We start from the raw sequence: 12,575 nt of genomic DNA, 5'->3' as shown, positions 1-12,575 counted from the left end.
ACCTCTTAAGCATCAGCTTGAGGTTTGATTTGGAAGACAGTGATGGCGTCTTCTTTCAGCCAGTGTTGCAGATATTCTTCCGCATCATCAGCGGTCAAGGATTCAATGATCGGCAGTACTTCGAATAAGTCTGTACCAAGTGTATGGTAGTGAGTAAACTGATTAGCAATAAACTCCAAGGAGTTCATAGCTCTCATAAACTGACCGATTTTTTTCCTTTTCATCCTTGTGAAATCTTCATCAGAAATCCTTTGTTCCTTTAATTCATGCAACATTTCCTTAATTCGAGAAGCCATTTCGTCAGGCTTTCTGGAGTCCCCGCCTAGAATAGTGAAGCCAAATTGGCGATCAAGCTCCGTTTCAAACTGGAAACTGTCATCAATGAGGTCGTTTTTGTACAGTTCTTCGTAGAAAACGCCGCTTCTTGAAAAGTAATAATCAAGAATCATACCGGAGAGAAGTTCTCCACGTACCAATTCTTCACCTGTTAACCCATCCACATTTTCCTTGACCCCGACCATAGCCTTTGCTGTGGTCACAGGCATCGTAATGGAGTGTTCTTTTTTAGAAGCAGAAGGCGGTTCTTCAGGATAAGAACGATTGATTTCAGGTGCCTCAGGGAATTCTTTTTTCGCTTGATTGTCCCTGATCATTGTCATCATTGATTCAGGTTCAATATTTCCAGCTACGAACAAGACCATGTTTGATGGATGATAAAACGTCTCATAACAGGTATAAAGATCATCTTTGGTTATTTTCTGTATGCTCTCAACTGTCCCTGCGATGTCTACTTTCACAGGATGGTCGTGGTACAAACTTTGGATGGTTCCGAAAAAGGAACGCCAATCAGGCTGATCATCGTACATGCGGATTTCCTGAGCGATGATTCCTTTTTCTTTCTCCACAGACTCTTCTGAGAAATAAGGGTCCTGAACAAAATCAAGAAGCGTCTTTACGTTCTTATCTATTTGACTGGTTGCAGAAAACAAATAAGCCGTTTTGGTAAAGGAGGTAAAGGCGTTTGCCGAGGCGCCGAGTTTAGTGAAATCCTGAAACACATCACGATCTTCTTTCTCAAACAATTTATGTTCCAGAAAGTGTGCAATCCCTTCTGGTACCGTCACTTTCTCATTTTTCCTGATAGGTGTGAACGTTTGGTCGATCGATCCATAATTTGTTGTAAAGATCCCAAATGTTTTAGCCATTTCAGGCTTAGCAAGTAAAAACACTTTCAATCCGTTATCCAATGTCTCCTGATATACTGTTTCATTCAGTTGAGTATAGACCAGTTCCTCCATTAAGATTCCCCTCCTTCTTTGCTCGTCAAAAAGTAAATCGTGTCCAATTCAATCTTTTTAGCCATCTGGACAACTTGTTCTTTCGTAACTTTTCGGATATTATCGATCAACTCATTCGCAGGCATTTCTGCACCTGATAACATTTGATGATAAAGGACTTCAATCATCCCATTCGCATTATCCATCGTTTCTTGAAGTTGGTGAATAACCTGTTCTTTCGTTTCTTCGACTTGCTCCTCTGTAAAATCCCCGTTTTTCATAGCATCCATCTGCTCCAGGATGATTGATTTCGCCTGATCAAAATCTTTAGGATCAACGCCACTGAAGACAAGCAGAAGCCCTTTATGACTCTCGAACCTTGAAGCGGCATAATAGGCTAAACTGTGTTTTTCACGAACGTTCATAAACAATTTGGAACTAGGGAATCCTCCAAAAATGCCATTAAAGATTTGGAGTGCATAATAATCATCATCACCGAATTTCGTGTATGTCCGATAGCCAAGATGAAGTTTACCCTGGTTCACTTCTTCCCTTTCGACAACTTCTTTTGCTTCCTTGACTTCTTTCGTCACAGCTACCTGATCGTCATCCGCATTTGTGCTTCCTTTTCTAGCGAAATACTGATCTGTAAGCTTTTCAATTGCTTTTTGATCCATATCACCAATCACATATACGTCAAGCATATCCTTGGAAATCATTTCCTTATAATAAGCGTACAGCTTTTCAGATGTAATGGTTTTAAGATCCTCGAGGTATCCATGGACATGCAGAGCATAAGGTTCGTCTTTACACATATGATCCATGAGCCTCATATTGGCATAACTCATTTTGTCATCTTTGATGCTGGTGATTTTTTGCTCAAGTGTCTGCTTTTCACGCTCGACGATGGAGGGATCAAAACCTTCTCCTTCTGTCTTCGGATCAAACAAGACTTCGTTAAACAATTGGACGGCTTCCTCAAGAATCGGTTCCTGGTCATTTAAGTACGCCTCGTTGACAACTTCCATGCGGAAGCTGATCACATGGTTCTCACCTTTCTTTGAGCCATCGCTAGAAAGAGCGGTTCCATAAAGGTTTTCAAAAGCAGACTGCAGCGAGCGTACATTAGGATGGTTATTCGTGGCTTTTTGCAGGACATGAGGTAATAGCGCCCGTTCTGTAATCCCTTCTCTCTTTAAAGGGGCTTTGAATTTTGCAACAATCGTAATGGTTTTGTATTTTTTACTTGGTAAAATATGTAGACGATACCCTTCTTTTTCGAGTAACGTTTCTTCAGTTATTTTCATATTCATCCTCCTTATCATTCTCTTCTATTATAGACCTACATGTCCATATTCATCCATTCGAACTAAGTCTTATGCTAAGGTATATGTATGAAAAAGTAAAAAAATTAAGCCCGGCACGTTTGTGCCGGACTTTAAAACCCTTAACGATTCCCTTTTACATAAGCTTCTCCTAAAGACTTTGGTGCTTCTGCTCTTCCGATAAAGCCTGCCAAAGCAAGGATTGTCAGGACATATGGAGCGATAAGCATAAAGACAGAAGGAACATTTTCCAAAAAGGTGATATCTGATGAAACAATACTTAAACTTTGAGCGAATCCGAAGAAAATAGCTGCGCCGAGTGCTCCCAGCGGGTGCCATTTCCCGAAGATGACTGCTGCCAATGCAATAAACCCCTGACCTACGATCGTACCATGAGAGAAATTATGTGTGACTGTTAAAGCATAGACAGCACCACCAAGGCCACCGAAGGCTCCAGAGAGCATCACTCCGATGTATCTCATCTTGTATACATTAATTCCGTTGGTATCTGCAGCCATTGGATGCTCACCTACCGAACGTAAACGAAGTCCAAATGGTGTTTTGAAAATAATGAACCATACAAGAAAAGCCATAGCAATCGCTAAGTAAGAAGTCCAGTACCACCCGGTGAAAAACATGTCCCCAATAATAGGGATCTTATTAAGTAATGGGACATTTGAAGAATAGATCGGACTTTCGATGAAATCTGTCTGCCCCTTGTCGTACCATTGCTTAGTAAGAAATAGACCGATTCCTAAAGCTAGAAAGTTTATAGCTACTCCACTCACCACTTGATCTGCCCGGAATGTAATGGAAGCGACCGCATGCACGAGTGCAAAGATAGCGGATACGACCATAGCGATAATCAGCGATACAACCGGAGTCGCGGCACCGAAAACACTATAAAAAGTCAAATTAGAAACAATCGCAACGAAAGCTCCCATAATCATTAAGCCCTCAAGACCAATGTTGATGACTCCAGACCGTTCACTGAACACTCCCCCTAAAGCGGTAAAAATAAGAGGGGTTGCGAATACAACAGATGCGCCGAGAATACGGCTGATCAGTTCAATAATCTCCATTTACTTCCCCTCCTTTTTAAACCGAAGAATGACCCAGCGGATCATATAACTGGAAGCTACGAAAAATATAATCAAAGCAATAATGATTTCTACTAGTTCAGTCGGAACACCCGCAGCTGTGGGCATATTTAACGCCCCTATTTTCAGGATACCGAAAAGGAAAGCTGCAAGAATTACCCCAAAAGCTGTATTCGCACCGAGTAAAGCAACGGCGATCCCGTCAAACCCGATATTGGTAAAGCCAGACTTGATCGACATAAAACCAAATGTTCCGAGACCTTCCATCGCACCTGCAAGACCTGCAAAAGCACCGGAAATGACCATTGCTAGGATGATGTTTTTACTAACATTCATGCCGGCATACTTGGATGCATGCTGGTTAAACCCTACAGATCTCAATTCAAATCCAGTTGTCGTCCGGTTAATGATGAACCACATAATGAGTGCCATAAGTAACGCGACAATAAAACCGTAGTGGATCCTTGAATAAAAGGTCATTTCTGCAAGCCAGGTAGATTGTAAAGATGCCGTTTCAGCAACGTTTTCTGTTCGATCCGCACCGTCGCTTAGTAAATTACGGACGATAGAATTACTTAAATACAAGGCAATGTAGTTCATCATGATGGTGACGATAACTTCATGGACCCCTAATTTCGCTTTCAAAAGGCCCGGAATAAAGCCCCAGAAGGCACCCGCAACAGCCGCAGCTAATATAGCTAAAGGCAAATGAAGGATCATCGGCAGTTCAAAAGAAATACCGATCCAGACCGAAGCCAGCCACCCCATAAATACCTGGCCTTCCACTCCAATGTTCAACAGCCCAGACCGAAGAGCAAATGCAACTGCAAGACCTGAAAGAATATAGGGAGTCACCTGCCTGATCGTCTCTCCAAAGAAGTAAGCATCACCAAACGCCCCATTCCAAAGGGCAGCAAAGCCTGCAATCGGATTATAGCCGAAGATCAGCATAATGATGGCACCGGAAATCAGACCGAGCAAAACAGAAATGATCGGTACTAATATATTAAAAAGTCGATTGGAAAACATCATTGCTCACCTGCTTTCTCTGTGGAATTACCAGCCATCAGCAGCCCTAGCTTCTGCTCATTCGTTTCTTCCGGTTGGACATCAGCAATGATCCGTCCGTCGAACATGACGGCAATCCGGTCACTTAAGTTCATGATTTCATCAAGTTCAAATGACAGAAGAAGAACGGCGCGCCCTTTGTCTCTCTCTTCAATCAATTTTTTATGGATAAATTCAATGGCACCTACATCCAAGCCACGTGTGGGTTGAGCAGCAATAATCAAATCCGGGGATCTGTCCACTTCGCGGCCAATGATGGCTTTTTGCTGGTTTCCACCTGATAAGGCTCTGGCTGGAGTATAAGCATCTGGAGTACGGACATCATACTCCGCAATTAAATCTTTGGCCTTTTGATAAATATTCTTAAAGTTCATGACACCTTTTTTTGAATATGGTTTTTGATGGTAACTTTGCAGCACCATATTTTCACCAATAGGAAAATCAAGTACAAGACCGAATTTATGACGATCTTGAGGGATGTGTGAAACACCGGATTGAGTGACTTTACGAGGCGTCAAATTAGTAATTTCCTTATCATGAAGACGGATGGTTCCCGACTCACTTCTCCTTAGGCCTGTAATAGCTTCGATTAACTCGGACTGACCATTTCCATCAACACCCGCAATTCCAACAATTTCGCCAGCACGAACTTGCAAGTTCAACCCTTTGACCATTTCGACACCGCGGACATCCTTCACCCGTAAGTCCTTTATAGAAAGATAGGATTCTTTCGGTTCAGCTTTTGTTTTCTCTGTTGAAAAATTGACATCACGACCCACCATTAAAGAAGCAAGCTCTGTAGGGTTGGTTTCAGACACATCTACAGTTCCGATCCCCTGCCCTTTCCTTATGACGGTACAGCGGTCACAGACTTCCATAATCTCCTTCAACTTGTGAGTAATCAGGATTATTGATTTCCCTTCTTTTACAAGGCTTTGCATAATATCAATCAGTTCTTTAATTTCCTGAGGAGTAAGAACCGCTGTAGGCTCGTCAAAAATCAAGATTTCCGCACCACGATAAAGCGTTTTCAGGATCTCGACACGCTGCTGCATACCTACGGATATATCTCGGATTTTCGCTTTTGGATCGACATTTAGACCGTATCTTTCCGAAAGCTCTCTCACCTGCTCTTCTGCATGTTTTAAGTTCACGGTTCCCGCCTTCTTCGGTTCGCTTCCTAAAACAATATTTTCAGTAACTGTAAACGTGTCCACGAGCATAAAGTGCTGGTGGACCATCCCGATCCCCTGTGCGTTCGCCACGTTGGGATCTGTGATGTTGACTTTCTCTCCACGCACCCTGATTTCTCCTCTTTCCGGCTGATAGAGGCCAAACAGGACGTTCATCAGTGTAGATTTACCCGCTCCATTTTCCCCAAGAAGAGCGTGGATTTCTCCTTTTTTCACCTGCAAATTAATATTGTCATTCGCTACAATACCCGGGAATTCTTTTCTAATGTTCAACATTTCAATAACATAGTCCATTCGTCTCTCTCCCTCCCCCGTTCACCTTAAAAAATCACCAAAGGAAAAGGGCCGGAACAATCTTTTCATTTGATGACTTTCCTTGACAGAAGAAAAGGCCGGCTCTCACCAGCCCTTTCTGACAATTGTTACATTGAATCTAAGAATGTTTGAAGATCTTCACGTGTGCTTGGCACTTCAACGTCACCGTTGACGATCTTCTCTTTCCACTCTTCAACAGCAGAAACGATTTCTTCTGTCATCGCTTCTTCGTTTGTGCGGGCAATGCTGATGGCATCATCAGCAAGACCAAACTCAAGAACTTCCCCTCCAGGGAACTCTCCGTTCATCGCTTGGTTTGCTACTTCTTGAACAGCAATATCTACACGTTTAACCATGGAAGTCAGTGTGACGTTGGAGTCACCGATCTGACCTTCTTCATGTTGGTCACGGTCTACACCAATGACCCATACCTCTTCATCAGGGTTACTGTTCTTGATATCTTTCGCCTGAGCGAATACACCGTTACCTGTACCACCAGAAGCATGGTAAATGACATCGATATCTTTGGAGTACATGTTGGACGCGATCGCTTGTCCCTTTTGGGAATCATTGAAACTCTCTGCATACTCTACTTCTACTTCAATTTCAGGGTTCACAGATTTAACACCTGCAACGAATCCTGCTTCGAACTTGTTGATCAAGCTTCCATCAACGCCACCAATAAAGCCGACTTTATCCGTGTTTGTCTTGTTGGCTGCAGCTACACCTGCAAGGAAAGAACCCTGGTGCTCTTTAAACACGATACTCGCGACGTTATCGCCTTCTTGGACGGAGTCTACAAGCGCGAAGTTTGTGTCTGGATATTGTTCAGAAACTTCAGCGATTGCCGGTTGAAGAAGGTATCCGATTCCATAAATCAAATCATAATCCTGACGAACAAGACGGTTCAGGTTTGTCGCGTAATCGGCATCACTCTCAGATTGAGCGTAATCAATCCCTTCCCCTTTGCTCATGTCATTTTCTTCACCGAAAGCCTGTAAGCCTTCCCACGCGGATTGGTTGAATGACTTATCATCAACCCCACCCACATCTGTAACCATAGCTACAGAGAAATCGCTGTTTTCTTCTCCAGAAGATTCCTCACTGCCAGAATCATCACTGCTGCCACTGGACTCACCCTCTTCTTCTGAAGAACCACAAGCGGCTAAAAATACACCAAAAGTTAAAAGAAATACTAGAACCATAAGAAAACGACTTTTCAACAAAACGATTACCCCCTAATTGTTTAGTATGACGTTAATCAAAATCCAGCAGATTTCTAGAATCTATGACCAGCCTCACCTCCCTAAAATGAATCTGTCACACTTTTGTAAGCCCTTACACTCTTTTTCTTAGTACGTGAAAGCTGAACTTGTCAGCTCGGAAGTAATTGGAGGAAAGTAACATTGGAACATCGTCCTGAGAGTAATGCATTTGTCTTAAAAGTAAGAGCGCCTGGTCGGGTTCACAATTCAAAATCGGAGAAATCCTTTCATGAAAGCCAATCGGTTCAATATGTGTCACCGCATAGCCAATCGTTTTCCCTGTATAGCGCTCTAAAACGTTAAATAAGGAATCGGATTCCCTGATTTGATCGATGGGGAGTAAACCTTCAGGGATTTTATCTGTACAATAAACCACTGGCTGGTCGTCAGCCGTCCGAACACGTTCGACCTTCGCAATACTATGTACTTCCAGTGGAGAGAATCGTTTCCGATCTTCTTCTGTCGGTTCGATGAGCTCTGCAGACAAATACTGAGATCCCGGGGTCATTCCTGACTTTGCAATCATACCTGTCACACTATCTAATTCCTCAATTCCGGACGTGAACAGGGGTTTCGGATTAACAAAAGTACCCACCCCATGCCTTCGAGTAACCACACCTTCTTCTTCTAAAATTCTTAGTGCTTCCCTCAACGTCGCCCTTGAAACCCCGAGCGATTTGGAAAGTTGGAATTCGGAAGGCAATTTTTGCTTTTCTAAAAAGATACCGTTTTCAATATCGCGTTTAATCTGCTCGATCACCTGTAAATAAAGATGTCGAGTATCTTGTCTGATGGACATCACTTTCACCCCAAGTCTATTGAACTATACGTCCAGAGATCTGACCTCTGACGTTCGACACATCACATTTTGACAATAATATAACACTATTCGATAAATAAATAAATAGAATTAGGACATTTTTATGAATTTTGACTCATTTCCGTGTAAGCGTTTGATAGATTTAGATCAGCATTCCATTATTGTTAAATATATACATTTATAATAGAAACGCTCCCTTTAGTGGAAGACTCAGTTTCGAGACTTTTGTTGGGTAGATAGGGCTGCGGGGAAGAAATTCTCGAAACTACCTTCCAGCAAGAGGAGCTTTTATGGTTGAGAATCCTATAACAATGCGGTTTAAGGAGGATTTATAACAGTTTTAGGCAAGGTAATATAAGAGGGATTTCGAGAACCTCATATGTCCAAGGGGCGGAGGGAAACGGTGAGACTCCTGTGGGAAGTGCGTGGTAGATGAGACTCCGCAGAGCGTTAGCTCGAGGAGGCTCATCACTCGCCCACGGAAAGCGAACCTTTTCCCGGAGCCCCTAAACTCCAACGAAAGTCTCGAAATCAAGTATCCCACAATCCTGCCAGTTTGTTTAATAAGTAAATAGGGAAGCGTTGGTCATGTCGTTAATGAAGCACACGAAAAAAAAGATCCAACCTAATTAGGTTGGATCCTTTTAAGATTTATGAAGTATGTTGTTCTTCTGCTTGCTGTGAAACAAGGACAGCACGTGGTTTACTGCCTTCATAAGGTCCTACGATGCCGTTGTCTTCCATAGCATCGATCAAGCGGGCTGCTCTTGTATATCCGACACGAAAACGTCTTTGAATCATAGAGACACTAGCGCTCTGCATTTCGATGACCATCTGAACAGCTTCCGGATAAAGATCATCATCTACTTCCTGTTTAACTTCACTTTCTTCTTCCGGAATCATCTCTTCCTGATACTGCGCTTTTTGCTGCTCTACACAGAAGTTAACGATCCTCTCCACTTCTTCATCAGATAAAAAGGCACCTTGCACCCGTGTCGGCTTGTTGGATCCGACAGGCGTAAACAGCATGTCCCCTCTTCCCAGTAGCTTTTCTGCTCCCCCGGAATCCAAAATCGTTCTCGAATCCGTTTGTGAAGATACACTGAAAGCAATTCTGGAAGGAATATTAGCCTTGATGACACCAGTGATGACGTCTACCGAAGGACGCTGAGTGGCGATAATTAAATGAATACCTGCTGCACGGGCCATTTGGGCAAGACGGGTGATGGCGTCTTCCACTTCATTTGAGGCAACCATCATTAAGTCTGCAAGCTCGTCTACAAGGACAACGATGTATGGAAGTTGAGGCTGTTCGTCTTCATTTTCCTTGTTATGCTTTTTAATATATTCATTGTAGCTTTCAATATTTCTTGTGCCTGTATCTGAAAAAAGATCATACCTTCGTTCCATTTCAGACACTACTTTCTTCAAGGCGCGTGAAGCTTTCTTAGGGTCTGTGACAACCGGAGCTAGAAGGTGTGGAATCCCATTATAGACATTCAATTCCACCTTCTTCGGATCGATCATCATCATTTTCACTTCATGGGGCTTTGCTCTCATCAAGATACTTGTGATGATTCCATTAATACAAACACTCTTACCACTACCAGTAGCACCTGCGACAAGCAAGTGTGGCATTTTATTCAATTCTGACATGACTGCTTCACCCGAGATGTCTCTTCCAAGGGCAAAGCTTAACTTCGCATCTGGTTTTGATTTACCCGTTTCTAATACTTCACGTAAGGAAACCATGGAAACTTCCTGGTTCGGCACTTCAATTCCAACCGCTGATTTTCCTGGAATCGGGGCTTCAATCCGAATATCTTTCGCCGCTAAGGCAAGGGCAAGATCATCGTTCAGGTTTACGATTTTGCTTACTTTTACTCCAACATCCGGATACACTTCATACTTCGTTACAGATGGCCCCACATGAACTTTGGTTACTTTCGCTTTCACACCAAAGCTTTGAAATGTCTTTTCAAGCTTCCTTACGGTTGCCTGGATGTGCGAACGCCCCTGACTTTGTGGGGTTGAGGTAGGCTCATCCAACAATTCCAGGCTTGGTAACTGGTAATCCATGTTTTCAAGTTCAGCGGTCGGCATCGATTTTTCGATGTTTACCTCGTCGACATCCTGTTGGTCATCCGTAACATTTTCAACAGGCTTGTTCGTTTTCTCAGAAGCATAAGCAGTATCTGTGAAGTCCTGGATAATCGGCTCTTGGTCTTCTTCTTCCTGATCATTCGCCGTATCATTCAATTCATAAACCACAGTATCTTCTACCTGTTCTTCTAATGCCTGTTTTTTCTTTTCTGCTTTCTGCTCTTTTTGTTCCTTCATCTTCTGTACTTGTTCTGTGCTCATCTCTTTCACTTTTCGACCAAGCTTAGCAAAAAGCTCACCTATGGATTTTTCACTGACAAAAATCACACCAATGATAAATAGGAAAAACGACAAAATGGCTGCTCCAGCTTTAGCAAAGAGGTAATAGCTGATCGAAAGCAGGATGGCACCTGTCAATCCTCCGCCAATACTGTAAAACGGGAGTTCTCCCCTCATCATTCCGGTGATTCTGTCCCAAGTCATGGCAAAAATGGAACCTTCGCCAGAGCCAAGCTCAGCTGAAAGAGTTTCAAGGTGTGTGAATAAGAGTAAAGCCGTGACTATGGTGTACACACCCAACAGGCGTTTATGTAAAAATGCAGGCCATTTTCTTTTTACCATTAAATACACACCAACAATTAAAAAGAACAGCGAGGCAATAAAGTACCATACCCCAAACAAGAACTGCCAGAACCTCTCCAATCCTCCTGGAACCGCTCCATCACTAATAGCAGAAGCACCGCTTCCGATGACTGCAATGAAGAGGAAGAACAGCCCTAAAAGTTCAAACTTTAAATGACTTTTCATATTCGATTGCTTTTTTTTCTTTTTTCTTTTTCCAGCCATGGTCTTTCCTCCCCATATGTAAAACTAAACGAGAAAAATGCCGATGGTTCCTTCAATATTCATGAAGAAATACAGCACCGGCATCCAGTCACTCATTTATTCTATTATACCATAGCCATCTACAATGTTACGAGTCCAACCATTGTCCTGGTTGAAGATCCGGATCCATATAATGAGAGGGATCTGTCGAAAGGACTTGCATAATCTGTTTTCTACCATCTTCCGATTTGCGACACATTAATGGGCAGTTGTTATGCTCATGATACACCACAGACATTTCTTCTTCCATTGGAAAAATGTCATGTTCACTTAAGGGCGTATATAGAATGGTCATTGAACCACCTGCTGTTCAGGGCCTTTTCTTTGCTCAATAAGCTCATTCAGTTTGGACATGGCTTCTTTCACTCCACCGACAGCATCAATAAGACCGTGATCCACTGCTTGCTGACCCACAACGTTCGTTCCGATATCCCGAGTTAAATTTCCCTTATCGAACATAAGCTCCTTGAACTTATCTTCTACTACATTGGAATGCCTTGTCACAAAACTGATGACACGATCCTGCATTTTATCCATGTACTCAAATGTTTGTGGAACACCAATGACAAGCCCTGTCATACGTATCGGGTGAATCGTCATCGTCGCCGTTTCAACGATAAACGAGTAATCAGCAGAGACAGCAATTGGCACACCAATGGAGTGCCCCCCTCCTAACACAATGGATACTGTTGGTTTGGATAGGGACGAAATCATTTCAGAGATGGCAAGACCAGCCTCAACGTCTCCTCCAACTGTATTTAACAGGACGACCAAACCTTCAATTTTAGGGTTTTGTTCAATCGCAATCAATTGAGGAATTAAATGCTCATACTTCGTTGTTTTATTTTGTGATGGCAACTGAACATGTCCTTCAACCTGCCCGATAATCGGCAGCACATGAATATTGGAATCAGCAGGCTGAGGGACATTGCTTTGTCCAAGCTGCTGAATCTTGTCAACGAGAGAGGATTGCGATTTGGATTGATCTTTTTCTTTAGAGTCGTCTTTCATGGATCGATCTCCTTTCGCTCTTTTCCCGTAGTATGACTCAAACGATGTGAAACATACTTTCAACATGAAGCTGTTGTTCACATTCTTCATAAGTCCTTCATTGAATTTTTTAAAGGATGTGGCAGGATAGGGTAAGACTCCGTGTCACACCCCTAGAATCAAAAAAGTCCTGAACCGGCGCTTGTCTATAAGAGATCAATGTAAAAACCAGGG

The 12,575-nt window shown here is 42.8% G+C and carries 10 protein-coding genes; all 10 read right to left on the bottom strand.

Annotated features, from left to right (window positions below):
• Positions 1-5: 5 nt before the first annotated feature.
• Positions 6-1,298: an EF-P 5-aminopentanol modification-associated protein YfmH gene (gene yfmH, locus GLW00_RS09240; protein ID WP_160913298.1), complete on the bottom strand. Its 1,293-nt coding sequence runs from the start codon at positions 1,296-1,298 to the stop codon at positions 6-8.
• Positions 1,298-2,584, bottom strand: coding sequence for an EF-P 5-aminopentanol modification-associated protein YfmF (gene yfmF / locus GLW00_RS09235; protein WP_160913296.1), 1,287 nt, complete (start codon positions 2,582-2,584; stop codon positions 1,298-1,300). Before yfmF ends, yfmH begins: the two co-directional genes overlap by 1 nt.
• A 140-nt stretch (positions 2,585-2,724) precedes the next feature.
• Positions 2,725-3,684, bottom strand: a complete 960-nt coding sequence (locus tag GLW00_RS09230; protein WP_202412419.1) for an ABC transporter permease — start codon at positions 3,682-3,684, stop codon at positions 2,725-2,727.
• Positions 3,685-4,731, bottom strand: coding sequence for an ABC transporter permease (locus GLW00_RS09225; RefSeq protein ID WP_202412418.1), 1,047 nt, complete (start codon positions 4,729-4,731; stop codon positions 3,685-3,687). It abuts the gene before it with no gap.
• Complete coding sequence (locus GLW00_RS09220) at positions 4,731-6,257, bottom strand: ABC transporter ATP-binding protein (RefSeq protein ID WP_160913293.1); 1,527 nt, start codon at positions 6,255-6,257, stop codon at positions 4,731-4,733. The genes GLW00_RS09225 and GLW00_RS09220 overlap by 1 nt, the downstream gene beginning before the upstream one ends.
• Before the next feature lie 128 nt (positions 6,258-6,385).
• Positions 6,386-7,501 carry a BMP family lipoprotein gene (locus GLW00_RS09215; RefSeq protein WP_160913802.1) on the bottom strand — a complete coding sequence of 372 codons (1,116 nt, stop codon included), beginning with the start codon at positions 7,499-7,501 and terminating at the stop codon, positions 6,386-6,388.
• A gap of 115 nt (positions 7,502-7,616) precedes the next feature.
• Positions 7,617-8,342, bottom strand: a complete 726-nt coding sequence (locus GLW00_RS09210; RefSeq protein ID WP_160913291.1) for a GntR family transcriptional regulator — start codon at positions 8,340-8,342, stop codon at positions 7,617-7,619.
• A gap of 672 nt (positions 8,343-9,014) precedes the next feature.
• Complete coding sequence (locus tag GLW00_RS09205) at positions 9,015-11,312, bottom strand: DNA translocase FtsK (RefSeq protein ID WP_160913289.1); 2,298 nt, start codon at positions 11,310-11,312, stop codon at positions 9,015-9,017.
• Positions 11,313-11,439: 127 nt separating this feature from the next.
• A complete protein-coding gene (locus tag GLW00_RS09200; protein WP_160913287.1) occupies positions 11,440-11,646 on the bottom strand; it encodes a YlzJ-like family protein in 207 nt (68 codons plus the stop codon).
• The gene (locus GLW00_RS09195; protein ID WP_160913285.1) at positions 11,643-12,362 is read right to left on the bottom strand and encodes a ClpP family protease; all 720 of its coding nucleotides are present in this window, start codon (positions 12,360-12,362) and stop codon (positions 11,643-11,645) included. Before GLW00_RS09195 ends, GLW00_RS09200 begins: the two co-directional genes overlap by 4 nt.
• Between the last annotated feature and the right edge of the window lie 213 nt (positions 12,363-12,575).

Origin of the sequence: Halobacillus litoralis (assembly GCF_009856445.1) — a bacterium.
Taxonomy (GTDB): domain Bacteria; phylum Bacillota; class Bacilli; order Bacillales; family Halobacillaceae; genus Halobacillus; species Halobacillus litoralis.
Note: the sequence above shows the minus strand (reverse complement) of the source record. Positions and strands in the feature narration are given on the sequence as shown.